Annotated in this window: 22 protein-coding genes; 10 read left to right on the forward strand and 12 right to left on the reverse strand. The window is 69.3% G+C overall.

Going from position 1 to position 24553, the window contains the following annotated elements:
• The first annotated feature begins 27 nt into the window (after window positions 1–27).
• Complete coding sequence (locus ACFC1K_RS01025) at window positions 28–1344, forward strand: MFS transporter (protein ID WP_375870065.1); 1317 nt, start codon at window positions 28–30, stop codon at window positions 1342–1344.
• A gap of 72 nt (window positions 1345–1416) precedes the next feature.
• Here ACFC1K_RS01025 and ACFC1K_RS01030 read toward each other — a convergent pair whose 3' ends face one another.
• Window positions 1417–1866, reverse strand: coding sequence for a hypothetical protein (locus ACFC1K_RS01030; RefSeq protein ID WP_375870066.1), 450 nt, complete (start codon window positions 1864–1866; stop codon window positions 1417–1419).
• 85 nt (window positions 1867–1951) lie between these two features.
• Between ACFC1K_RS01030 and ACFC1K_RS01035 the strand changes: the two genes are divergently transcribed.
• The gene (locus tag ACFC1K_RS01035) at window positions 1952–2662 is read left to right on the forward strand and encodes an AIM24 family protein (protein ID WP_375870067.1); all 711 of its coding nucleotides are present in this window, start codon (window positions 1952–1954) and stop codon (window positions 2660–2662) included.
• A 158-nt stretch (window positions 2663–2820) separates the two neighbouring features.
• On the opposite strand, the gene ACFC1K_RS01040 is transcribed toward ACFC1K_RS01035, so the two are convergent.
• Window positions 2821–3852, reverse strand: a complete 1032-nt coding sequence (locus ACFC1K_RS01040; RefSeq protein WP_375870068.1) for a helix-turn-helix transcriptional regulator — start codon at window positions 3850–3852, stop codon at window positions 2821–2823.
• Between the two features lie 148 nt (window positions 3853–4000).
• Between ACFC1K_RS01040 and ACFC1K_RS01045 the strand changes: the two genes are divergently transcribed.
• The gene (locus ACFC1K_RS01045) at window positions 4001–4981 is read left to right on the forward strand and encodes an aldo/keto reductase (protein WP_375870069.1); all 981 of its coding nucleotides are present in this window, start codon (window positions 4001–4003) and stop codon (window positions 4979–4981) included.
• A 148-nt stretch (window positions 4982–5129) separates the two neighbouring features.
• Here the strand turns inward: ACFC1K_RS01045 and ACFC1K_RS01050 are convergent, their stop codons facing one another.
• Window positions 5130–5576: a VOC family protein gene (locus ACFC1K_RS01050; protein WP_375870070.1), complete on the reverse strand. Its 447-nt coding sequence runs from the start codon at window positions 5574–5576 to the stop codon at window positions 5130–5132.
• A gap of 261 nt (window positions 5577–5837) precedes the next feature.
• Between ACFC1K_RS01050 and ACFC1K_RS01055 the strand changes: the two genes are divergently transcribed.
• The 3 genes from ACFC1K_RS01055 to ACFC1K_RS01065 all read left to right on the forward strand — a co-directional run bounded on the left by ACFC1K_RS01055 (window position 5838) and on the right by ACFC1K_RS01065 (window position 7341).
• On the forward strand, window positions 5838–6653 hold the full coding sequence (locus ACFC1K_RS01055) for a hypothetical protein (protein ID WP_375870071.1): 816 nt from the start codon (window positions 5838–5840) through the stop codon (window positions 6651–6653).
• A 183-nt stretch (window positions 6654–6836) separates the two neighbouring features.
• Window positions 6837–7103: a hypothetical protein gene (locus ACFC1K_RS01060; protein WP_375870072.1), complete on the forward strand. Its 267-nt coding sequence runs from the start codon at window positions 6837–6839 to the stop codon at window positions 7101–7103.
• A 25-nt stretch (window positions 7104–7128) separates the two neighbouring features.
• A complete protein-coding gene (locus tag ACFC1K_RS01065; protein WP_375870073.1) occupies window positions 7129–7341 on the forward strand; it encodes a hypothetical protein in 213 nt (70 codons plus the stop codon).
• A 76-nt stretch (window positions 7342–7417) separates the two neighbouring features.
• On the opposite strand, the gene ACFC1K_RS01070 is transcribed toward ACFC1K_RS01065, so the two are convergent.
• Window positions 7418–7987, reverse strand: a complete 570-nt coding sequence (locus ACFC1K_RS01070; protein ID WP_375870074.1) for a putative immunity protein — start codon at window positions 7985–7987, stop codon at window positions 7418–7420.
• Between the two features lie 120 nt (window positions 7988–8107).
• Between ACFC1K_RS01070 and ACFC1K_RS01075 the strand changes: the two genes are divergently transcribed.
• From ACFC1K_RS01075 to ACFC1K_RS01085, 3 genes are all read left to right on the forward strand, one after another.
• The gene (locus ACFC1K_RS01075) at window positions 8108–8500 is read left to right on the forward strand and encodes a tautomerase family protein (RefSeq protein WP_375870075.1); all 393 of its coding nucleotides are present in this window, start codon (window positions 8108–8110) and stop codon (window positions 8498–8500) included.
• Window positions 8501–8597: 97 nt separating this feature from the next.
• Window positions 8598–9023 (forward strand): NAD(+)--rifampin ADP-ribosyltransferase, encoded by a 426-nt coding sequence (gene arr, locus ACFC1K_RS01080; RefSeq protein WP_375870076.1) that lies wholly within the window; start codon window positions 8598–8600, stop codon window positions 9021–9023.
• A 241-nt stretch (window positions 9024–9264) separates the two neighbouring features.
• Complete coding sequence (locus tag ACFC1K_RS01085; protein ID WP_375870077.1) at window positions 9265–10119, forward strand: PhzF family phenazine biosynthesis protein; 855 nt, start codon at window positions 9265–9267, stop codon at window positions 10117–10119.
• 148 nt (window positions 10120–10267) lie between these two features.
• Here ACFC1K_RS01085 and ACFC1K_RS01090 read toward each other — a convergent pair whose 3' ends face one another.
• The 8 genes from ACFC1K_RS01090 to ACFC1K_RS01125 all read right to left on the reverse strand — a co-directional run bounded on the left by ACFC1K_RS01090 (window position 10268) and on the right by ACFC1K_RS01125 (window position 21331).
• Entirely contained in the window at window positions 10268–11263 is a 996-nt protein-coding gene (locus ACFC1K_RS01090) for a LacI family DNA-binding transcriptional regulator (protein ID WP_375870078.1), read from the reverse strand.
• 9 nt (window positions 11264–11272) lie between these two features.
• Window positions 11273–12286 carry an acetylxylan esterase gene (locus ACFC1K_RS01095; RefSeq protein ID WP_375870079.1) on the reverse strand — a complete coding sequence of 338 codons (1014 nt, stop codon included), beginning with the start codon at window positions 12284–12286 and terminating at the stop codon, window positions 11273–11275.
• The gene (locus ACFC1K_RS01100; protein WP_375870080.1) at window positions 12286–13665 is read right to left on the reverse strand and encodes a Gfo/Idh/MocA family protein; all 1380 of its coding nucleotides are present in this window, start codon (window positions 13663–13665) and stop codon (window positions 12286–12288) included. The genes ACFC1K_RS01095 and ACFC1K_RS01100 overlap by 1 nt, the downstream gene beginning before the upstream one ends.
• Before the next feature lie 22 nt (window positions 13666–13687).
• A complete protein-coding gene (locus tag ACFC1K_RS01105; RefSeq protein WP_375870081.1) occupies window positions 13688–17158 on the reverse strand; it encodes a sugar-binding protein in 3471 nt (1156 codons plus the stop codon).
• A 32-nt stretch (window positions 17159–17190) separates the two neighbouring features.
• A complete protein-coding gene (locus tag ACFC1K_RS01110) occupies window positions 17191–18129 on the reverse strand; it encodes a carbohydrate ABC transporter permease (protein WP_310244664.1) in 939 nt (312 codons plus the stop codon).
• Entirely contained in the window at window positions 18126–19106 is a 981-nt protein-coding gene (locus ACFC1K_RS01115) for a carbohydrate ABC transporter permease (RefSeq protein WP_375870082.1), read from the reverse strand. The genes ACFC1K_RS01110 and ACFC1K_RS01115 overlap by 4 nt, the downstream gene beginning before the upstream one ends.
• 82 nt (window positions 19107–19188) lie before the next feature.
• On the reverse strand, window positions 19189–20592 hold the full coding sequence (locus ACFC1K_RS01120) for an ABC transporter substrate-binding protein (protein ID WP_375870083.1): 1404 nt from the start codon (window positions 20590–20592) through the stop codon (window positions 19189–19191).
• A 91-nt stretch (window positions 20593–20683) separates the two neighbouring features.
• Window positions 20684–21331 carry an alpha/beta hydrolase gene (locus ACFC1K_RS01125; protein ID WP_375870084.1) on the reverse strand — a complete coding sequence of 216 codons (648 nt, stop codon included), beginning with the start codon at window positions 21329–21331 and terminating at the stop codon, window positions 20684–20686.
• A gap of 114 nt (window positions 21332–21445) precedes the next feature.
• Between ACFC1K_RS01125 and ACFC1K_RS01130 the strand changes: the two genes are divergently transcribed.
• Complete coding sequence (locus ACFC1K_RS01130) at window positions 21446–24496, forward strand: alpha-mannosidase (protein WP_375870085.1); 3051 nt, start codon at window positions 21446–21448, stop codon at window positions 24494–24496.
• The last annotated feature ends 57 nt before the right edge of the window (window positions 24497–24553 follow it).

Consider the following 24553-nt stretch of genomic DNA (forward strand, 5'->3'; position numbering starts at 1 on the left):
TCGCCGCCTCAACCCACCTGGAAAGACATGACCACGACACCTGATTCCGTCGCGCCCGCCGCAGCCGACGGCCTTGAACCGATCACGGAGAACACCTTCGTCGCACACGCCGCCGGCAACGACGATCCGCCGCCGCCCATCAAGGGTCTGCGCCGGCTCATGTTCTGGATCGTCCCGGCCAACTTCGGCATCTTCTCGATCTGGGGATCGTCGCTGTTCCTCCTCCTGCCGCAGCAGATCAGCGAGGAGTTCGGGGACGCGAACAAGGTCGCCAACCTCGCGATCGCCTCGACGATCGGCGCTTTCGCCGCGATGATCGCGCAGCCCGTCGCCGGCCAGGTCTCCGACCGCACCCGATCGCGCTTCGGTCGCCGCGCCCCCTGGATCATGATCGGCGCTTTCGCGGGGGCCCTCTCGCTCGTCGGCATGGCCTTCGCGACCTCGTTCGTCGGTCTCGTGATCGCGGCGACGCTCATGCAGGTCTGCTACAACTTCGCACAGGGCCCGCTCAGCGCCGTCATGCCTGACCGCGTCCCGACTCAGCGTCGAGGCACCTTCTCCGCCCTGACCGGCATCGGCACCATGCTGGGCGCGCTGGGCGGCTCCATCCTCGGCGCGATGTTCTTCCACAACATCGCCGCGGGCTACATCACCTTCGCCATCACGTCGGTCGTGCTGCTCGGCCTGTTCGTCGCGTTCAACCCCGACTACTCCAGCCGCGACATCGCGGTCGAGCCGTTCAAGTTCCTCGACTTCCTCAAGACGTTCTGGGTCAACCCGGTCAAGTACCCCGACTTCTTCTGGGCCTTCACAGGCCGCCTGCTGCTGTACACCGGCTACTTCGTCGTGAGCGGGTACCAGCTGTTCCTCCTCACCGACTACTTCCACGTCACGCAGCCCGAGACGATCATCCCGCTGCTCAGCCTGATCAACCTCGTCGGGATCATCATCTCGACGGTCATCTCGGGCCCCCTGTCGGACAGGTTCGGACGCCGCAAGCCGTTCGTGTTCGCCTCGGCCGCCGTCGTCGCGCTCGGCTTCCTGCTGCCGTGGCTCTGGCAGGACGTGACCGCGTGGGTCATCATGACGGCCATCGCGGGGTTCGGCTTCGGCATGTTCCAGGCCGTCGACACGGCGATCATGAGCGAAGTGCTGCCGTCGGCCAGATCGTTCGCGAAGGACCTGGGCGTCGTGAACATCGCGGCGACCCTCCCGCAGACCGTCGCCCCGGCCGTCGCCGGCATCATCGTGCTGACCTTCGGCTACGCAGGCCTTTTCCCCGTCGCGATCGTCCTCGGCATCCTCGGCGCCTTCGCGGTCTGGCCCATCAAGTCGATCCGCTGACGACAGCAATCTGGGCACACCATCAATACGCTGCCGTCCGGATCACGGAATTGCAGGAACGCGATGGATCGGTCAGGCGCGGGTGAACTCCATGATCCAGTTGCACTCCCAAGTCTTGCCGTCGTCGCGCGAGAACTCCTGCTGCCACCTCGCCGAAACAGGTGTGATGTCCGACCAGGTGAAGTGCGCCCTGATGGGGTCGCCCTCGTGCGTGTCGTCGCCATAGAAGTCGCCGCGCCCGTCAGTGAATCGTCCGACGACGGGTGGGAAGAGTCGGCCCGTGCTGCTGTTCGCCCAGTAGATCGACCACTCGCCGCTCTCCTGGTCTTGGAACCGGATGCTCGCACCCGACCAGCCCTGCGTCGGGCAGTGCATCTCGTCAACGTTGCCGACGCCGTCGAGCAATGGCCGCGCCCACGACGTAGCGGGAAACTCGTCCCACTCGTCGCTGCCCACGAACAGCTGCCGTAGGCGACGGTTGGCCACAGTCCATTCGCCATAGAGGAAGTCGAAGTCGCTCATGGTGTGATCATCGAGCGGGCCACCGACATCGGGACGCCTGCGCGCTCGCCGAGTGACAATGCCTGGGTGCGGCTACGTTGGCGGCATGGAGACGAAGATCGCCGGTACGACGATGCCCGTGCTCGAGATCACACTCGAGGGAGGTGAGCGGATCATCGCGGAGGGCGGCGATGTGTCGTGGCTGACGCCGGGATTCGACATCGAGACGTCGACGGGGTTCGGGTCCGGCGGCCAGGGCGGCTTCATGAGCGGGCTCAAGCGGATGGTCGGCGGTGGGCAGCTGTTCCTCACGCAGTACACCGCCTCTCCTTCCGGTGGCTTCGTCGCCTTCGCGGCGCAGCTGCCGGGCACGATCCGCGAGCTGGCGATCGACGCGGCCGACGAGTACATGGTGCAGTCGGGCTCGTACATGGCGAGCACGCCGGACGTCGAGGTGTCGGTCGGCCTGCAGAAGAAGCTGGGTGCGGGCATCTTCGGCGGCGCCGGCGTGGTGTTCCAGAAGCTCGCCGGCAATGGCACGGCGTGGGTGCAGCTGGCGGGCGAGATCGTCGAATACGAACTGCAGGCGGGTCAGTCGCTGTTGATCCACCCCGGGCATCTCGCGCTGTTCCGCGCGAACATGCAGCTCGAGTTCGCGAGCATCAAGGGCATCAAGAACAAGCTGTTCGGCGACTCGCTGTTCCTGGCCCAGCTGCACGGTCCCGGACACGTCTGGCTGCAGTCGATGACCCCGGCCAAGCTTGCGGCCGCGATCGAGCCGTACCTGCCCGACAAGTCGTCGTCGAACAACAGCTGATCCGGCGCGGCCGCGGGCCGCAGCATCCGTCCCCGTCAGTCGTGCGGCGATGAGACGGATGCCGCGGCAGGCTGTCAGGACTCGCGAACGGCGCCCGCCGGGATCGCGGTCGACGAGTCCGCGCTGCGGCGGGCGACCGCGGCGTCCTCCTCATCGAACTAGGGGCCGCGCACTAACGCCACCGCAAGCCCAGACTCGGCCCACCGATCTCGATCACGCGCCCGCAGCGCGTGCGGTTGCGATCCATATCCGTGCAGTGCCGGTAGGCCGGCCCTCGGCGAGCGGCGTTTCAGGCTGGGTAGCCCGATCTCTAGGCGGATTGCGTAGGGACGGCGGTTTCTGCCAGATTGGCGAGCAGTTGGAGGCGTTCGTGGCTGGGGGTTCCGGGTTCCGGGTTCGGCGGAGAAGACGATCATCTGAAGTCCGCGGTCGGACGCGAGGTCCATGGCTTGGAAGGTGAGGTCGAGATCGCCGACGACCGGGTGGTGGATCAGTTTGAGGCCGGTGCGGTGCTCGCGGACGTCGTGGGCTCCCCAGAGCTTTCGGAACAGATCGCTTCGGGTTGAGAGCTCGCCGACAAGCTCCGTCAGTCGACGGTCGTAAGGGGAGCGGCCGGCCTCGGTGCGAAGTACAGCCACGATCTGACGTGTCTGCGCTTCCCATTCCCGGTAGAAGGTCTGCGCCCTCGGCTCGAGGAAGATGAACCGGGCGGCGTTGGCCGGCTGCGGGCCGTCATCGAGCATCTCAGAGTAGAGCGCTCGCCCGAGCCGGTTGGTGGCTACGGCATCAAGCCGGCCGTTCTGCACATAAACGGGCACCGTCGACATCGCGTCGATCGTCTGTCTCGCGCCGGGCGTGAGTTGCGACTTGCGGGTGGTCTTCACTCGCCGCTGTGGATGGGTGCCGGCATTCGCGGCGCGGATCAGGTCATACAAGTGGGCGTGCTCGGCTTCGTCGAGCTGCAGGGCGCGGCTCACGCCGTCGATGACGGCTTCGGAAACCCCCGCGGCGTTGCCACGCTCCAGACGCTTGTAGTACTCCGCGCTCATCCCGGCCACCAGTGCGGCCTCTTCCCGGCGGAGTCCGGGCACCCGACGGCGACCGCCGAAGTCCGGCAGCCCCACCTCCGACGGCGTGAGCTTGGCGCGCCGCGTGGTGAGGAAGTCACTGATCGCGTCCGAGGTATCCATCTTCCGAAGTTACGCCGACTCGGGGCGCGTAGAGGGTTCCTGTCGGGGCACCCATAGACAGGGCCACGCTAACCCGACGGAAGAAGCGTTGACTCGAACCATCAGCCGCAGAACGAGCGGCGACATTCGAGAAAGGCACACACCTCCCGTGAAGAACGCACACCTGGGATCCCTCGAGGTCTCTCGCATCGGCCTTGGTGCGATGACGATGGCCGGCACGTACACGACGGGTGGAGCGCTCGACAACGACGAGTCCATCCGCACCATCCACCGCGCCCTGGACCTCGGCGTCACCCACATCGATACCGCGGAGATCTATGGTCCGTACCTCAGCGAGCAGATCGTGGGCCAGGCACTTCGCGGACGACGCGACCAGGTGAAGATCGCCACCAAGTTCGGGCTCGTCTCACACGCCGGCGGCGGACCCGGTGTCACAGACAGCGCCCCGATGAACGTGAAAGCCGCGGTCGAAGGGTCCCTGCGCCGTCTCGGTACCGACCACATCGACCTGTACTACCAGCACCGCGTCGACCCGAACACGCCCATCGAAGACACCGCAGGCGCCGTCGCCGACCTGGTCGCCGAAGGCAAAGTGCTCCACTTCGGACTGTCCGAAGCATCCGCACAGACCATTCGCCGGGCGCACGCCGTCCAGCCCGTTTCCGCCCTCCAGACCGAGTACTCGCTGTGGACCCGCGACGTGGAAGCCGAGATCCTTCCTCTGCTGCGCGAGCTCGGCATCGGATTCGTTCCCTATTCACCCCTCGGTCACGGGCTGCTCACCGGGCAAATCCGCTCCGCCGCCGACATCCCCGACGACGACTGGCGCAAAACCAACCCCCGGTTCGTGGGCGAGAACTTCACCCGCAACCTCCGCCTCGTCGACGAGGTCCGTGCCATCGGTGCCGAGATCGGAGCCACCCCCGCACAGACCGCGCTGGCGTGGATCCTCACCCGAGGAGACGACATCGCCCCGATCCCCGGCACACGGCGAGTCGCGCGTGTGGAGGAAAACACCGCAGCCGACGCCCTCGAGCTGACTCAGGAGCAGGCCGATCGCCTCAGCGCGCTCGAACCCGCCGCCGGTGAACGACACGACCAAGCCAACATGGCCTCGATCGAACGGTGATCGGGGCAGACCGCCGCAGCTCGGGCTGGATCCCTATCCGGGCGGCGCCCGGAAACCGATCCGTCGCGCAGCGATCTAGGGTTGGCGCCGCTGTCGCTGGCTTCTGGGTCCGCGGCATCGGTTCGGTGTCGGTCGACGCGCGGCGCCCTCAGTCGACCTGGTCGTCGCCGGCCCACTCCTGCGGCTCGCCGGGCTTATATGTCCCGAAAGTCCACTCGTAGCCTTCGAGGTCCCGGACGCGGCAACGGTAGTTCCCCCACTCCGTGTCGGTGGGCTCGAAGACGACCTCTGCGCCGGCGGCGACGGCAGACCGGAAGACGTCGTCAACCCCGGCCGGAGAGCCCAGGGCGAACACGAGCCCAAGCCCGACCGACTCGCCGCGTGGTTGCGCGCGGTCGTAGCCCGCTCGATCGGTGAAGACGGTGAAGACAGCGTCGCCGCGCCGCATTTCGGCGTGCTGGATGCCTCCCTCATCGTCGGGCCATTCCGCGGTGGTCGTCAGCCCGAATGCGCGCTCGAGCCATCGAAGGGCGGCGGGTGCATCGCGGTACGGGATCTGTGCATAGAGGAACGCCGGAGTCTCTGTCGTTGTCATGCTGAGAAGGTAGCGATACTCCCGGACAGATTGTGTCCGGATCGGTGGAAGCGCTCAGGTCGTTGCCGGGGCCGTTGTCGACTCGACGGGCATCGGGACTCGTCCGCGCATCGACGTCGCCACGGGACCGAGCCACTGAGGCGCGAAAGCACCCGAGGTCGGTCCTGTGGACTCCGCCCCCTCCGCCCCTGTCGGGGCGTAGCGTGACAGCGTGGCGAGCTCAAAGACGCGCACACCCGGCGCGGGCAGAATCGGCTGACGATGGATGCCGCTGCCCGTGCCGAACTGGCCGCATTGCGTCGGCGCGCGTATAGCCGGGACGCCGATATCGCCGACGACGAGGCGGCGGTGGAACGTCTGTCCGAGCTCGAAGGGCTCGCCCTCGCAGCCCGGTCTGTGACCGCCCCCGCGTCGTCGTGGACGGCAGGCGTCCCAGAGCCCGAGGTCTCCACCCCCGATCCCTTCACTCACAGAGGCCCGGCGTCCGATGCGGGCCCGACGGTCGACGGACCGGCCACCGGCCGCCCCTCGTCCCGCCGCCTTCTGATCGTCGGCCTCGTCGCCTCGGCCACGCTGTTCGCGGCCGCCCTCGGCGCGGTCCACGGGCTGCAGACGGTGCCGGACCCGATCCGCGCTGGCGCGGCCACCGCGCCTTCTCCCGCAAGGGCCGCTGCGCCCAACCTCACCGCGAACGGTCGCGTGACCATCCCTCTGCTCATCGACAGGGTGCGCGGCGAGTTCATCGACGTCTCCTCGCTGCCCGATGTGCCGATGTTCCCCGCCAACGGCGTGACAACCTGGGCGCAGCCACTGGGCGTCTACTACGGATGGGCGCTTTGGGTCGCCAGAGTATCGAGCAGGAACGGACCAGAGAACTGCCTGCTGCTGACCGACGGCACCGCGACCGAAGCGCGGTGCAATCCCCACGATGCCACCGCGGAGGGGGCGGTTGGAGTGTCTCTCGCCTTTGGCAAGCTCGCCCAAGATCAGCGACCCCTGGGCATGACACCCGATCAGCAGGTGGCCTTCGGATGGGGCGGTGGGGCCTACATGACCATGGAGATCAACGACAGCTAATCTGCGTCTCCCAACCTTGCACCGAGGTCGGGCGTCACCGTGAACCCAATCAGTCGAGCCGCTCCACACGCAGGTCACGCGCAACGAACGATCCGTCGCCCTGCTCGCTCAGGGATCGCGCCGCACCGACCCGCCGGGTCAGGTCGATAGGGTCAGCACGTGACCAGGTCTCGAGCATCAACCGTGTGGACCATCGTCGCGGGCGTCGTCGTAATCGCCGGGGTCGTTGTGATCGTCGCCGGGCTCTTGACGCCCGTGACGTTCGGTTGGTTCACGTATCAACCGCTCGCAAACGCCACATTCGCACCAGCCGGTAACGGGGTGTTCGTCTCCCGCGTCACCATGATCGGATGGGCTCTGCTGGGGATCGGACTTGTTGCGCTCGCGTTCCTCATCGGCGTTCGCATCGGCGCGAAGCGAGCGGACGCGAGGGACGTGCACGATGGCTGACCGGCACCGTCGTTGGTTGATTGTCGTGAACGCAGTGACCGCCGCGGTCGGCGCCATCGTGACCGTCGTGTACTTCTTCCAGCCGTGGCGTAGCTGCGACTACGAAGACACCTCAGCTGGGTGCGCGATGCTCCCCGCCGACGCGAATGTCATGCTGATCGCCATCCTGGTCACGCTCTCGGCAGCCTCCGTGCTTGTGATCTTGCTCCTCGCCAAGGAGAAGGCTCACTCCCGCTAGCGAGAGGACGCGGCCCGGGTTGGATCCCCGCGACGGGGCAGTGTGCGGATGCCGTGCCCAGAGGCGCGAGTAGCGCTCAGGCGGTCGTGGCATGAAGTCGAGCCTGGAGCAGTCGGATGTGTTCGCCGAGGTCACCGGATGACAGCAGTCCCGGGCCGAGCGGCCCGGCGGAGTCGGTGCCGATTGGCGGGAGCGACCGGAGCGCGGCCGCGGCGTCGGAGCTCATGCATGCGATCTGCCACTCGAGTTCCTCGTTGACGGCGTTCGGGTCGCCCGCGGAGAGCCTGACCGCGCGGGCGGCATACGCCGCCGCGCCAAGCGCGTGCGCGCCCATGTGGGCGACACCCGCCGCCTGCGCGGCGGCTCGCGCAGCGGCGGCGCCGGCCGGGGAGACGGCGGACTTGGCTGCACGTCCGGCAATGAACCGTTGACGGATCTCGTCGGCGGCCGACAGCTGCCCTGCGGCGAACCCTCGAGCTCGCGCGATCGCATCGCGCGGGCGGTCGTCGTCGGGCGCCTCGGACTCGAACAGCGGCAGGACGCGCTCCGCGCAGCCTGCCGCCCACGCAGCGACTCGTCTCCGGTCATCTTCGCTGAGCGACTGAGGTGAAAGCATGCCAGCAATCTCGCACAAGGTGCCGATCACGGGCCCCATCGGATCCGCAGGGGAGCGATGCGCAGGCGCGGGGCCGCTGCGTGCTGCGGTGGCCCCGCGCAAGCCGCTCGAAGGTTGGCGTCCCGCCGGACGGGTCTGGATAATGGCGCAATGCCTGCCGCGCTCATCGAAGTTCGTCGCCAATACACCGTCGACGAGGAGGTCGCCATCATCGATGCGGTCCAGCGCGCCCTGGTCGACGCATTCCGGATTCCACCGGAGGACCGCAACATCCGACTGATCGTCCACGAGCCGCATCGCTTCGCCTGCGCCCCAGGCCTCGATCGCCCGGAGTATCGGACGATCGTCACCATCGACTGCTTCGCCGGCCGATCGGTGGACGCTAAGCGCCGGCTATACGCCGGGATCGTCGAACGGCTGGGCGCACTCGGCATCCCTGGCGATCACATATCGACCATCGTCCACGAGATCGACCGCAACAACTGGGGAATCAGCGGCCACGCCGCCAGCGACGTAGACCTCGGGTTCACCGTCAACGTGTGAGCCCGCGCCGATCACAAACGGGCGGGGCTCACTGAGGGGACGCTCCCGTGCAGCCGCGATCCTCACGCCTGCTTGGGGTGGGTGCGACAATTGCGCGATGAGCGGCAATGCTTCACTCGACGACGGCCCGTTCTTTCACGGAACGCGTGCGGACCTCGCCGCCGGAGACCGACTCGTCGCCGGGCATCGGTCGAACTACAGGCACGAGGTCATCATGAACCACGTGTACTTCACCGCCCTCCGAGACGGCGCGGGCCTGGCCGCCGAGATAGCGGCGATGCTGGGACCCGCCGAAGCGGAGCCGCACGTCTACCTCGTCGAGCCGACGGGAGACTTCGAGAACGACCCGAACGTCACGGACAAGAAGTTCCCGGGCAACCCCACGCGGTCCTACCGGACAAGCGCACCCATGATCGTCGTCGAGGAAATCACGGAATGGACCCGGCTGACACCCGAGGCCCTCGAGTCATGGCGCGTTCGGCTGGCTGCGCTGCGCGAGAGCGACGCCGAGATCATCAACTAGCACCGCGCATTTCAATGGTTGGTCAACGTGTCGACCCCGACGATCCCTCTCCGAGCGCGGAACGCTCGAGTGGCATCTGCGGGCGGCCGGGATCGCTTTCAAGACCGTATCGGTACGCAGAGAGGCGGCCGGGGCCGGTCGTGCCGTGTCGTCGGGCTCGGGGCGCTGGCCCTGGGCATCGGTCCGCGGCGTGCCAAGTGGTCTGTCGACAGGTCCACCACGCAAGAGGCACGATCGGGGGATGGATGCTGTTGTGCGACGCGCTTTCCGTCAGATCGATGTCTTCGGGCTGGGCTACAACGACGGCAATCCCGTGGCTGTGGTGCTCGGCGCGGATGGCCTGACGGATGAGGCGATGCGACGGTTCTCGGTGTGGACGAACCTGTCGGAATGCACCTTCGTGCTTCCTTCGACCGTGCCCGAGGCGGACTATCGGGTACGGATCTTCAGCCTGAACACAGAGCTCCCCTTCGCGGGTCACCCGACGTTGGGAACGGCGCGCGCGTGGCTCGATGCCGGTGGTATTCCAGCCACGCCAGGTGTGGTCATGCAGGAATGCGGTGCCGGTGTGGTCCCCGTGCGCCTCGACGGTGACATCCTCGCCTTCGCGGCCCCGCCCCGACTCCGCTCCGGCGCGGTCGATGCCGACCTGCTCGCGGCGGTCACCGAGATCCTCGGCATCGACGAGGGGCAGATCGTGGATGCCGAGTGGCTCGACAACGGCCCCGGCTGGGTGGGTGTGCTGCTCGCAGACGCGGCGACTGTTCTGAGCCTGCGTCCGGATGCCTCCGGGCACCCCGGCCGCTGGGACATCGGCGTTCTCGGATTGCACGACGCCGACTCGCTCCCGGCTGTCGAGGTGCGGGCGTTCTTCACGGACGGCGACGGGCCGCTCCGCGAGGACCCCGTCACGGGCAGCCTCAACGCCGCCGCCGCGGAATGGCTCATCGCCACCGGACGAATACAAGCGCCGTACCTCGCGGCTCAGGGTGGCGCCATCGGGCGACGCGGACGCGTGCACATCAACAGCGAAGATGGTCGCATCTGGGTCGGTGGCCGCGCAGACGTCGTCATCTCCGGAACCGCCGACCTCTGACCGACCCCCTCGGAGCGGATCCGCGTACGGGCACTGGACCGATTGGGGACGGGTCCGCGCATCGCGCGAGCGAAGACGCGCAGGATGGGTCCTGCGTTGGCACGTGGATCAGAGGACCCGCTACGACCCAGAGCGCGGTCGAAGGCTGTCAGCTGGAGGGCCCTTGGATGAGCTTGGGCTCGACGAAGCGCTCTCCGCCTTCAAGCGAAGGTTCGATGACGTTGTCTGCCGCGACGGCCCCGACGCGCAGGAGTTCGAGGTCGATGGTGGTGAGGCGACGAAGCTTCTGGTCGACGATGACCTCTTCCCAGTTGTCGACGCCGACGACAGCGACATCGTCCGGCACCCGGAGACCGCGTACAGCCAGAGCGTCCAGCACCCCGAACCCCATGTGGTCGTTGCCGCAGAACACCGCGTCGAATGCTGTGCCGGCGGCCAGGAGCTGCCCCACGGCCTGCTCGCCCCACTCCTGGCGCCACGATCCGTACAGCGCGGCGACGGGCTCCAGCCCATGCTCCTCTAGCGCGCGGCGCATCCCCGTCTCGCGCCGGCGCACGGCGAGATCGTCCCGATCGGCAGACACATACGCGACGCGCGTGCGCCCACGCTCGATCAGATGGCGCGCGGCGAGGTAGCCGGCCTCCTCGTTGTCGGGCACGAACACCGAGTCGTCAGGGTTGTCGGATGCCGCGAAGGCATAGGTCACCGGAACCTCGAACTGGTGGGTGATCGACGGCGTGACGCGGCCGTATCCGGCCCCGACGACCAGGAGACCGTCGATGCGCCGATCCTGAAGCGTGCGGATGCTCTCGCTCATCTCGTGGTGCGCGTTGATCCGCCCGTCGAACACGAGCGCCGCGCGCTCGCGACGACCGAGCTCGAGGATCGCGCCCATGACGACGGCGCGGGAGAACGTCGCGGTCGCGCGGTGCGTCAGCAGGCCTACCGTGCGGCTTCGGCCCGAGGCGAACGACTGGGCGAGAGCGTTGGGGCGGAAGTCCAGCCGATCGGCGACCTCACGCACGCGCGCCATCGTCGCGGCCGACACCAGCGGGCTGCCGTTGAGCGCCTTCGACGCGGTGGCTTTCGAGACCCCGGCCACCGCGGCCACGTCGCTCAGCCGCACAGCTCGTTGTGTGACCATCAGGTGATCCTACTGACCGGCTGCCGCGAACAGCGAGAGGTCCGCGTGCGGCGCCGCCGCGCGAGGGCCGCCCAGGCGCCGGTCGACGAACTCGACCTGCGTCGGCCAGTGCTCGGCGCCGCCGCCTTCGTGCTCGTTGAATTCGAACGTGACGATGTCCTTGTCGTCGCCCGCATAGGAGTTGAAGGCGGCGAACACCGTCGACGGCGGGCATACCGGGTCCTGCAGTCCCGCCGAGAAGAGGGCGGGGGCGTCGGCGCGCGCCGCGAAGCTGACGCCGTCGAAGTACGACAACGTGCGGAAGGCGGCGTCCGCTCGGCTGCGATGGATCGCGAGATAGCGCACGACCTCCTGGTAGGGGTCGCGCCCGGTCATGCCGACGGCGCGACGGAAGTGGCAGAGGAACGGGAAGTCGATGATCGCCGCGGACACTCCGTGGTGCAGACCCGCGGCGGCCAGTGCGATACCGCCGCCTTGGCTACCACCGCTGACGGCAACGGCAGCAGGATCAACGCCGTCGAGGCCGCGCACGGCATCGACGCATCGGACCGCGTCCGTGAAGACCCGGCGGTAGTAGTACGTCTCGGGGGCAGCGATGCCCCGGGTGACGAACCCGGGCACGCTCGGCTCCGAGCCGTGCGGGTCAGCGGTATCGGCTGCGGCCTGGCCGCGCGTGTCCATCACGATGTGCGCATAGCCCGCAGCGGCCCAGTTCATGCGCTGGTGCGCCATGCCGCGGCCTCCGCCGTAGCCCAGGAACTCGATCACCGCGGGGAGCACCTCCGGCCCGTCGGCGGGGCGCAGGTACCAGGCATGCACTGGCTCGCCTGCGAATCCGGGGAACACCAGCTGAGACGCCCGGATCGCCCGCAGCGGTGAGCCGGCGTCGCGGACCGCGGTCTCGCCACCGGCCGTGCGCGCCTCGGCGAGGGTCGCTCGCCAGAACGCGTCGAAGTCCTCCGGCTCGTCCACCACTGGGCGGAACCGGCGCAGTTCCTCGAGGGGAAGATCGAAGCGGGACATCAGGATGCCGCCGCCAGCGCGCCGGCGGCGGGCCGCAGGGCATCCGCAGCCGGGCCGAAGGGCAGGTCGCGCGTGCGCACCGGCATCCCGGTCGCGAGCGAGGTGTTCCCCGCCACGCCGACGGCCATCGCACGCACGCCGTCGAGCCAGGAGGCGGCATGCTGCAGCGGGTCGTCGCCCGCCCCGTCGAACAGATCGCGCAGCAGCGCGGTGTCGGCGCCGCCGTGGCCGCCGGCGACGTGCGGGATCGGGATCTCATGCGCCGCGCCGAAGTGGTGCTGCACGACGAGGCGCTCCCCGACCGGCCGTCCGCTGTCGTCGGCGACCTCCTCCGGGCGTGCGCTCGGATCGACGACCTGCTGGCGTCCCGACTCGTCGAGGAGGATGGCGCCGCGCTCCACCACCGACAGTTCGGCGCGACCGCGGGTGCCGTTCACCGACACGGTGTACCCCTCCCACGGCGAGTGGGCGTTGAGGGCGTAGGTCATGCTGCTGCCGCGCGCGTAGTCCACGACGAGCGACAGGTTGTCTTCGATCGTGATGCCCTCGCCGAAGACGTCGCGGTCGCGCAGGTAGCCGTCGTAGCGCTCCTGCTCGTAGTAGAGGCCGCGGAGCACCTCGTGTTCGCGCAGGTCGAGCAGGAACGGGTCGCCCTCGGCGACGTCGACGGTGCCGCGCTCCGGCCGCGGCCCGAGGCCCCGGCGCGCAGCGTTGTCGGCGCCGTAGAAACGCAGGCCGCCGGTGGCGAAGACCCGCTCGGGCCGATCCCCCAGCCACCAGTTCACGAGATCGAAGTGGTGCGAGGACTTGTGCACGAGCAGCCCGCCGGAGTTCTCCTTGCGCCGGTGCCAGCGCCGGAAGTAGTCCGCCCCGTGCGAGGTGTCGAGCAGCCATTCGAAATGCACCGAGGTGATCTCGCCGAGCTCCCCCGCAGCGATGATCCGCTTGAGCGCGGTGTTGCGGGGCGCGTAGCGGTAGTTGAACGTCACGGTGACCGAGCGACCCGTCCGCTCCGCGGCATCCGCGATGCGCCGCACACCCTCGGCGTCGGTGGTGAGCGGCTTCTCGACGATCGCGTCCGCGCCGCCTTCGAGCGCGGCCACGACGAGGTCGGCGTGCGCGTAGTCGGGCGCGGTGACGATGACCCGGTCGATCGCCATCCGGCCGATCGTCGCGCCGAGATCGGCCGCGTCGAATCGCTCGGGTGCCGCCTGGCCTGCGCGGGCGAGGTGCTGCTCGTTCCAGTCCAGCCGCCCGGGATTCGGATCGGCCCATGCCACCAGGCGCGCCTGATCGGCGTACGTCCCGGCGAGCGCCTCGAGGTACATCTGCGCCCGCGCGCCGGTGCCGATGAGCGCGTAGCGCGTCGGTCCTGTCATTGGTGGTCGTCCTCTCTCGGGGTCAATGGGAGCCCGCGCCGCGGCACGCGACGGCGGGAGCGGAGACGTCGAGCCTCGTGAAGGAGCCGGTCGGATCGGACGCGGTCCCGGGCACATACGCGGTCACCCGCACGCTCCCTGCGTCGACCGAAGCTTCCGTCGATCGCAGCCGCAGCACGGCCGTGGCACCGGCGGGCAGCCCCGCACGCTCCGCCTCGGCGAACGGGCTCTCGACTCGCACGTCGCTGGCAGCGTCGCCCGTGTTCCGCGCCTTCACCAGCCACAGCGCCCGCTTGCCGACGCAGATGCCCTGCACGGATGCCTCGACCGCCGCCTCGGCGGAGACGAGGGGAAGCACCGGCACGAACAGGGATGCGTTCTTCGCAGACCCGATGCCGCTGCCCCACTCGTAGAACCCCTCGCGGGTGCCGCTGTCGTTGTCGTTCACGAGGATCGAGAACGAGAAGGCGCCGTCGCGGAGGTCGACGCCGAGCACCGCCCACGGAACGGTCACGTCGTAGGACGTCGTCGTGCCGTTGCGGGTGACGGTCGCCGCGGCGTCGTCGACCACGCCGACCGGAGCGGTGTAGCGATAGACGCCCGCGCCGTCGGCGCCGAGGTAGGCGCCGAGTTCGACGCGCGACTGCGGATGGGCGCCGGGAAGGCCCCGGGCGACCGCGAACTGGATCGAGTCCCCTGACCAGAGACGGTCGATCGTCGCGCCGGCGACATGGTCCTGGTCCGTCACCTCGGCGCGCACGCGCAGGCCGTCAGCGCTCCACGACAGCGCGAACGTGCCGCCGAGGTCGTCGGCGTCGGGCGCGGCACCGGCGATCGCGACGTACGTCGCCCGCTCGCGCCACGGCACCTCGACGGGCGCGGCAGGTTCCGCGGGAATCGGGGCGAGTGCGGTGGTTCCGGCGAGGCTCCGGACGCCGGAGGGCGTCGTGGCGGTGACGGTGAACGGGTAGGGCTGCCAGTCGTCGATTCCGGCGGCGTCGACGCCGAGCGTGCGCGAGTCCCCTTCCGCCAGTGTGGCGGCGGGGAGCGTGCCGCTGGCGGGCCCGACCGCCCACGCGATCTCGTCGAGCGACGTGTCGCCCGCCCCGGCGAGGTTCTCGACGCTCAGGGCGAGCTGCGGCGCGTCGCCCAGGATGGGCCCGAGGGCGAGCACGGGGTTCTGCACCACGACGGCCTCGTCGTCGACGAACGCGACGACCGCGTCGCCGCTGCGCACCGTGTACGCGAGCGGGTGAGTGCCGAGCTCGCGGAGAGGCGCCAACGTCACCGATCCCGTCACCTCATCGCCCGTGCCGCTCAGGGCGCTCGCGCCGCCCACCGGCCCGAAGACCGAGAGGTCGCCCGAGACGTTCAACGCTGCCCTGTCGACGCGCACCGGCACCGCGGGAGCGCCGCCGAGGGCGATCTGGCCGGGGGTCTCGATGGTCACCGCCGGGTCACCGACGAGAGCTGGTGTGCCGGTCGCGCCGGAGAGGAAGGCGGGGCTCGCGCCGACCGTCAGTTCGACGCGCGCATCGGGGCGGGCTCGCCACGATCGCCCGTCGCTCTTCGTGATGCGCGCCTGCGCCGAGGTCTCGGCGGCGAGGGTGACCGGCTGACCGGTCGCCCACAGCATTCGCAGCACGTCGCCCGCGGCATCCGTGTAGTCCGCGACGATGGCGCCGTCCAGGCGGTGGAGGGCCGTCAGCTCGCGGCCGGCGGTGATGCCGTTGTACACCGCGAGGGCGGGATAGCTGGGCTTCGGCAGGAGGGCGGTGCCACCGTCGGCCGGCAGGCGGGAGATGCCGAAGTTGTGCTCGGGCTCGCCGCGGTTCGCACCCGAGTCGATGAGTTCGTAGTACACGATCCGCTCGACCCCGGCCGCCTCGAGCAGCGCCGCGGAGCGAACGATGTACGCGGCCTGCTGCTGCTCGGTCGTGCCGCCGGTCGTCGTCGTCCACCCGTGCTCGCTGAGCCAGATCGGGATGCCGGCACCCGGCGCGTACTCGTCGATGAGGGCGCGGAGCGTGGCCACGCCGGCCTCGGTGCGGCCCTCCGGCGCGACCGGGAAGTCGTAGGTGTGGTAGCTGACGGCATCGAGGTGATCGAGCGCGCCGAGCGCGAAGAGCTCCTCCATGAAGTCCCACCTCGCACCGGCGCTCACCGGACCGATCACCCGCGCGCCCGGCGCTGCGGCGTGGATGGCGGTCGCCGCCGGCACCAGCAGGTCGTAGTAGCAGGCGGCGCTCATGCCGCACGCGCCGTTGTTGAACGTGTGATTGAACTCGTTGTAGACCTCGTAGTCGACGTCCGAGCCGTAGTGTGCGGCGGCCGCGGCGGCGTAGGCGGCGAAAGCGGCGATGCCTTGGGGCGAGCTCGGCGTCTTGCCGCCGTCGTACCAGCGGCTGAAGTACGCGAGGATCACGAGCGGGCGCTCGCCACGCGCTTTCGCCGCGGCCAGCTGCGCGTCGAAGAGGGCCGGGAACTGATAGACCCCGGGCGACGTCTCGATCGTGTCCCACGACGGTCCCTCCCGCAGAACAGCCGCGCCGAGCGGGTCCATCAGGGTGTCAACCTGATCGACCGAGTAGCGGTTGACGTGCACCGCGACACCGACCGGGCGCCGGGCTTCTCCGCCGTCGGCGGCTGCGGCATCCACGATCGCGAGCGTGCCGGTCCGCGACGCGGCCACCGGGGCGTCGACCGACAGGGTGAGCGAGTAGTAGCCCGGCGGGAGCGTCGAGAGGTCGACCGCGGCCGACCCCCCTGCCGCGATCGCGGTGCCCGAGTCGATGCGCTGGCCCGACGACGCTCGCAGATCCCAGTCGACCGTGTCGGCGATCGTCGTGATGCCGACTTCGGCCTGCCCGGTCTCGTAGACGAGTGCGGTGTCCGAGAACGCGAGGGTGCCGGGCGGCGGGTCGTGGGACTCGAACGACGGGTTCACGACGAGGTTCGCGTCGCTGCCCGGAGCGCTCATCCGCACGTCGTCCACCCACACGGTGCCCGCTCCGCGCACCAGCAGGCGCATGACGAAGGTCATGCTCCCCGCCGGCTGCGTGTAGGTCCACTCCAGCCGGGTCCAGTCGTTCGTCCCGGCGGGCAGTTCGACGCGCTGCGAGTGGTCGCCGCTGAGCACGAAATAGGCGGCGCCCGACGACGACAGCCCCTCTGTGCGCACCCACGCGCTCATCGCATATGTGGTGCCACCCGACGCGCGGATGTTCTGGCGCAGGTCCACGTACTTGGTGGAGTAGGCCGAGGCGAATTCGACGCGTGCCGACGCGGCGCCGTCGTGCGCGGTCGCGGTGTCGGCGCGCACCACGAAGTCGGGAGCACCCGACACCATCGTGGTCCAGCCGTCGAACGAGTCGGATTCGGCGATGGTGGCCGACGCCCGCGGGGCCGTCGCCAGCAGGAGCCCGCCCACCATCAGGAGGGCGGCGATGATTGCGAGGGCGCGCCGCGATGCGCGCCGATGAGCAAGAGGCATGACTGTTTCCCGATCCGGGTGACCGCCTTCGGTCACCCCTTGATCGCGCCGGCCTGGCCGGCGCTGCGGAGGAACTGACGCTGGAACAACAGGAAGAGTCCGATGGGGATGATCACCGAGATGAACATGCCCGCCATCAGCAGGCTCGTCGGGGCCGTGTCGCTGATCCGGTACAGCCCTACCGAGAGCGGCTGCAGGTCGGGCGACGGCAGCACGAGCAGCGGCCAGAGGAACTCCTTCCACGAGCCGACGATCGTGAGGAGCGACACCACCCCGATGACCGGGCGCGACATCGGCAGCACGATCGACCAGAACACCCGGAACACTCCCGCCCCGTCGATGCGGGCGGCCTCGAACACGTCACGGGGAAGCCGGTCGAAGAAGCGGGCGACGAGCAGCACGTTGAACGCGCTGGCCGCGGTCGGCAGCCACACCGCCCAGAACGTGTTCACGAGGTTCACGCCGATCAGCGGCACGTCGAGGATCGTGACGTAGAGCGAGATCAGCGACACGACACCCGGGATGAAGAGCGTCGCGAGGACGGCGGCGTTGACCGCCTTGGCGTACTTGGGCCGAAGGATCGCGATCCCGTAGCCCCCCGTGAGTGCGACCAGAAGGCCGAAGAACCAGCAGCCCGCGGCCATCCACACGGTATTGAGCAGGTACTGGCCGATCCGGATCTGCGACCAGGCATCAGGCAGGTTCTGCCACTGGATGCCGCTCGGCCACCACTCGAACGGGTACTTGAGGATGTCCTGGCTCGTCGACAGAGCGGCCTTGAAGAGCCACAGGAGCGGACCGAACGCCACCACCACCAGCCCCGCGATGAGCACCACCGTGAGCACGCGCGTCGCGATGCGGACCGTTCTGCGGCTGCGGTCGAGCGCCGAGATGTTCGACCGTTCCTCGGACTCGTCCTGCTCGCGGGAGCGCCGGGTGATCGCACGCACCGTCGTCGTCACCGAGGTCATGATTCGCTCCACTTCCGGGTGAGACGCAGGTAGATGGCGGACACCACGCTGAGCACGAGTGCGAGCAGCAGGCTCAGGGCCGTCGCCTTGCCGAAGTCCCCCGACAGGAACGCGTAGTTGTAGACGAGCATCAGGAGGGTCACCGTGCGGTTCTCGGGCCCGCCGCCGGTCATGACGAACGGATCGGTGAACACCTGCATGGTGCCGATGATCTGCAGGAGGAGCATCAGCAGGATGACGCTGCGCAGCTGGGGCAGCGTGACGTGCCAGGTGCGCTGCATGATCGAGGCGCCGTCGACTTCGGCCGCGTCGTACAGCTCGGCCTGGATCGACATCAGCGCGGCGAGGTAGATGATCGTCGCGGTGCCGGCGGTGGCCCAGGTGGCCTGGATCACGATGCTGGGCATCGCCAGCGCCGGGTCCTGCAGCCACCCGATCGGTCCAAGCCCGAACCATCCCAGGACGGTGTTGAAGAGCCCCGACGCCGAGGGATCGTAGAACTGCTTCCAGAGGAGGACGCTGACGACCGGCGGGATGATGACCGGCAGGTAGACCAGCACGCTCGAGATCTGCCGGGTGCGGCGCAGCTCCGCCATCACCATCGCCATCAGGATCGGCAGCGGGAAGCCGATGAGGAGCGCGAGAACCGCGAACCACACGGTGTTCCCGGCGGCGGTCCACAGCAGCGGGTCTGCCAGCACCCGTTCGAAGTTGCGCAGGCCGATCCACGTCGGTTCGTTGATGAGGTCGGTGCGCTGGAACGCGAGGATCAGGCTCTTCAGGATCGGCCACCACGCGAAGTACCCGAAGGTCAGCAGCAGGGGCAGGAACATCACCAGCGTCCCGACCCCGCCGGCTCGCACCCACGCCGAGAAGGCCGCGATCGGTCGGCGACGCGGGCGTCGCGGCGCCGGGCCTGGCCCGTCGGCGACGCCGACGGCCGGCTCGTCGAGCAGGGGTGGGGCGGTGGCGGTCACGATTCGTTCTCCCGTCTCGGGGCGGTTCGGGCGATGAGGCTCCTGGCGGCCGCGGCACGCGGGTCGCGGCCGCCAGGGGGCGTCACTCGGCGTCGACGAGGTCCTGGACCTGGGTCTCGGCCGACGACAGCAGCTCGGAGAAGTCCGCGTCCTCACGCGTGAGGACGGCCTGCACGATGGGGTCGAGCGCCGCGTACAGCTCCTGCGCCTTCTTCGCCGGCTCGGGGACGATCGTCGCGGTCGCCAGGCTGTCGAGATAGGCCGCGTAGTTCTCCCGCGGCACGTTGATGTACGGCTCGATCCAGCCGAGGTAGGTCTCGTACTGCTCGTCCGACACCACGGGCACCTCCGGGAGGCCGACCGGAAGGTCGTCCGCGACCTGGGCCTCGGCCCACGTGACAGCCGCTTCCTCGTCGACGTACCGGTCGAGGAAGTAGAACTTCGTCCACTCCAGCGCTGCGCAGATCTGATCGGGCGTCGCCTTGGGGTTGTACCACTGGATGTTGCCGCCGCCGAGGACGCCCACCGGGTCGTCGCCCGTGGGGAACGGGGCGAGACCGAAGTCCTCCTTCGGCATGCCGCGTCCGATCACCAGGCTGTTGTACAGGTTGGCGCCGTTGAGGCTCTGCCCGATCACGCCGGCCGCGATGTCGTCGCGGATGGCGTTGTTGTCGTACAGATAGTTCGCGCCCGCGGCATCCGCCTCCCATCGCACGTCGTGGAGGAACTGCAGGCTCGCCGCCATGCCCGGAGTGTCGAGGGTGACCGTAGTGGTGTCGCCGTCGACCTGTTCGACGAGATCGCCGTTGGAGTACGACATCGACGTCAGCAGCCAGCCGCCGGTGTTGGCGGTGGTCGGGATGATGAAGCCGGTCTGGCCGGTCTCTTCGGTGACCGTGGCGGCCGCCTCGAGCACGTCGTCCCACGTGGCCGGCGGAGCATCGGGGTCGAGCCCTGCCTGTGCGAACAGGGCCCGGTCGTAGATCAGCCCCATCGTGTAGGCGGCGCGCACGACGCCGTAGGTGCGCCCGTCCGCATCCTGCGTGACGGCGGCCAGCTGCGGATTCAGCTGGCTGAGCACCTCGTCGTCTTCGACGTAGGCGGTGATGTCGGCGGCCTGCCCGCGCTCGATGAGGGACTGGATGTCGGTGAACGGCACCTGCAGTGTCGTGGGGAGGGTGCCGCCGACCAGCAGCGCCGGGAACGTCGAGACGTCGTACTTCGTCTCCTCGTCGTCGATCGTGATGTTCGGGTGGGCCTTCTCGAAAGCGGTGACCGCGTTCTCCCACGCCTCGAGGTTGGCGGCCTGATCGGCCGTCGGGCGCTCGCCCACGGTGATCGTGACGTCGGCGTCGGGATCGCACGCGACCGCCTCGGCCGACGGCGATGCCGGGGCGGTGCCTCCCGCGCACCCGCTGACCACGATTCCCGCGACCGCGAGGCCTGCGAACAGCCCTCCCGCGCGAAGCCGGCGATGCTGTGTCATCTGTTCTACTCCCTCGTAGTTCGGTTCTGCCTGTCGTCTTCGATGTCTCTAACAACCGGTTTCAACACTCTTGCCCAGATCAACTCCGGTGTCAACCAGGAATCGTTTTCTCACCCCATCCCCCCGCACGGAGCCACCGCTCGCATGCGGCTGTCCAGTCGACACCGGGGCCGCCCAGCGCGCACCCGTGGCCGCCGACCGGGTACAGGTGCAGCTCGTGCGGGACCCGCTCCCGCCGAAGTGCCCCCGAGAGCAGCAGGGAGTGCTCGACCGGCACCTTCTCATCGTCGAGTGAATGGAAGACGAAGAACGGCGGCGCGTCCGCGGTGACCCGCGTCTCCAGGGAGAGGGCGGACCTGTTCTCGTCCGTGTCGCGCCCACCCAGCAGGACCTCGCTGGAGCCCTGGTGGGAGTGCCTCCTCAGCGAGACCACCGGATAGCCGAGGATCGCGGCATCCGGCCGGGCCGCGGGCACTACTGCGTCGAGGGCCGCGAGCCCTGCGGCATGGCCGCCCGCTGAGAAGCCCACGAGCAGCACGCGGTCGACGCCCGCGCGGCGGAGGCCCTCGATGCGCGCGCCGATCGCGGCGTGGGCGGCGGGATGCGGCCGGCCGAGCGGGTAGCGGAGGACGCTCGCCGCGATGCCCAGGCCTTCGAGCCAGTCGACCACGGGTTCAGCCTCGTGGGGTGCGTGACTCCGGTAGCTTCCCCCGGGAAGCACGAGCGCGTGGCCTGACATGGTCCTCACCTTTGAAACCGGTTTACAGATGCCCTAGGTTTGCATGACGGCCCAGCGATGAGCAACTCGCGATCGATGACGACGGCGGCGGCAGCCGCAGTGAGGAATGCACAGATGCACGATGACCGGACGCGCGTTCATGCCCGCCTGCGGCGGTTCGTCCGCGAACGGCTCGAGCCGGCGGTTTACTCGGCCTACGAGCCGGTTGCGGTCGAGCACTGGCAGGTTCCCGACGAGCCTGTGCCGTTCTCGAGGGCCGTCGCGCAGATCTACGAGCCGACCACCCGGAACCAGCAGTGGGGGCGCGCATGGAGTTCCACGTGGTTCCGCCTCTCGGGAGCGCTGCCGGCAGGCTGGGACGCCGCGAACACCGAGATCGTGTGCGACCTCGGCTTCACGGCGGAGCAGCCCGGCTTCCAGGTGGAGGGACTTGCGTACCGCTCCGACGGCACGGTGATCAAGGCGGTGTCACCGCGCAGCCACCATCTTCCCTGCATCGTCGACGACGATGGCGCTCTGCTCCTCTACGTGGAGGCGGCGGCCAATCCCGACGTCGCGGGCACCTACACGTTCGCTCCCACACCTCTGGGCGAGAAGGCGACGGCGGGGCCGGAACCCCTGTACGAACTCGGCACCATCGCCTTCGCGGCGCGCGACACGACCGCATGGGAGCTGCTGCAGGATGTGCGGGTGCTCGACGGTCTCGCGCGCCGTCTGCCCGAGGACTCCACGCGGCGCGGCCGCATCCTCCACGGCCTCGACCGCATGCTCGACGCCATCGATCCCGATGACGTCGCCGGCACCGCCGCCGAGGCGCGCGCGGTGCTCGCCCCCCTCCTCGCGGCTCCGGCGCACGCGTCCAGCCACCGGATCATCGCGGTCGGGCACGCGCACATCGACTCTGCCTGGCTGTGGCCGGTGCGCGAGACGGTCCGCAAGGTCGCGCGCACGTTCTCCAACGTGCTGGATCTGATGGACCGCAACCCCGAGTTCGTGTTCGCGGCCTCGTCGGCGCAGCAGTACGCGTGGCTGAGGGAGCACCAGCCGGAACTGTTCGGCCGCGTGCGCGAGCGGGTCCGCGAGGGGCGCTTCGTGCCCGTCGGCGGCATGTGGGTCGAATCCGACACGAACATGCCCGGCGGCGAGTCGATGATCCGCCAGTTCGCGCACGGCAAGCGGTTCTTCCGCGCGGAGCTCGGCGTCGACAGCGAGGAGGTGTGGCTGCCCGACTCGTTCGGCTACTCCGCCGCGCTGCCGCAGATCGTGCGGGGTACCGGCAACCGCTGGTTCCTGACCCAGAAGATGTCGTGGAACCAGGTCAACCGGCTCCCGCACCACACCTTCTGGTGGGAGGGCATCGACGGCACGCGCGTGTTCACCCACCTGCCGCCCGCCGACACGTACAACTCCCAGCTCACGCCCGACGAACTGCTGCACGCCGAGCACAACTTCCAGGAGTCCGGCGCCGCGACCATGTCGCTCGTGCCCTTCGGCTGGGGCGACGGCGGCGGCGGCCCCACGCGCGAGATGATCGCCGCGGCCGAGCGCTCGCGCGATCTCGAGGGGCTCCCCCGGGTCGAGATCGGCTCACCTCGTCGCTTCTTCGAAGAGGCCGAGGCCGAATACCCCGACGCTCCGGTGTGGTCGGGCGAGATGTATCTCGAGCTGCACCGGGGCACGTACACCTCGCAGGCGCGCACCAAGCGCGGGAATCGCCGCAGCGAGCAGCTGCTGCACGAGGCCGAGCTGTGGGCGACCACCGCTGCGGTGTGCGCGGGGGTGCCCTACCCCGCCGACGAGCTACGGCGCATCTGGGAGCGCGTGCTGCTCCTGCAATTCCACGACATTCTGCCGGGCAGCTCGATCGCCTGGGTGCACCGTGAGGCTGAGCGTGACTACGCCGCGATCGCGAGCGAGCTCACCGCTGTGATCGAGCGCAGCCTCACCGCGCTCGTCGGAGACGGTGATGTCGAACTCGTCGCGAACGCCCTTCCGACCGCGGTCGACGGCGTACCCGCGCTCGGCATCGGCGCAGCCCGCAACAGCAGCGGGGAGGTGACTTGGCAGCGGGCGGGCGACGGCGGCGTCGCGATGGAGAACGGCGGCGTTCGAGTCGTCGTCGATTCGCGCGGTCGCATCGTGTCACTCGTGGACGCGGCCACCGGTCGTGAGGCCGTCGCCCCCGGTGGCGCGGCGAACCGGCTCGTTATCCACCGCGACACCCCCACCGAGTGGGACGCGTGGGACATCGACGACCACTACCGCCGCGTCGCCACCCCGCTCGACGCCGATGCCCCCGACGCGCTCGAGGTCGCGGCATCCGCTGACGGCACGGTCGTGGTGACGGTGCGCCGCTCGGTCGCGAACTCGCGGCTCACTCAGCGCATCTCGCTCTCGCCGGGGTCGGCCGCCGTCGACCTCGCGTTCGACATCGACTGGCAGGAGGGCCAGAAGTTGCTGAAGCTGTTCGTCGACCTCGACGTCCACGCTGACGACGTGCTCGCGGAGACGCAGTTCGGCCATGTGCGCCGGGCGACCCACGAGAACACGTCATGGGATGCTGCACGCTTCGAGTTCTGCGCGCACCGCTGGGCCTACGTCGCCGAGCCGGGCTACGGCGTCGCGGTCGCGAACGACTCCACCTATGGGCACGACGCGAGCCGGACGGTGCGGCAGGGCGGCGGTCGGACGACGACGCTAGGTCTGTCGCTGCTTCGCGCGCCGCGATTCCCCGACCCCGAGGCCGACCGCGGAGATCACACTATGAGAGTGTCGATCCGGCCGGGAGCCGGCATCCGCGACGCGGTCGCCGAGGGTCACCGACTCAACCTCCCGACGCGCCGCGTCACGGGCGGTCGCGCGGTCGATCCGCTGTTCGAGTTCGACGGCGACGGCGTCGTGGCCGAGACCGTGAAGCTCGCCGAAGACGGCTCGGGCGATGTTGTCCTGCGCTTGTACGAATCCACTGGCGGCCGCGGCACGGTCACGGTGACTCCGCGCTTCGACACGGCGGAGTGGGTCCCCACTGACCTGCTCGAGCGGCCGGTGGGCGATCGATCCAGCGTGCGGTCGTTGACGTTGACACTCCGGCCGTTCGAGATCGTGACACTTCGGTTCTCGCCAGCCCCGGCGGCGCCCCGCCGGCGCCGAGACGTGATCGGATAGCTCGCGCGCGATCGGCCAGGGCTGGCGGGCAGGCTCGTGGTCGGCTCCCGCGCGGGA

Source organism: Microbacterium sp. NPDC056057 (genome assembly GCF_042266945.1).
Classification (GTDB): domain Bacteria; phylum Actinomycetota; class Actinomycetes; order Actinomycetales; family Microbacteriaceae; genus Microbacterium; species Microbacterium trichothecenolyticum_C.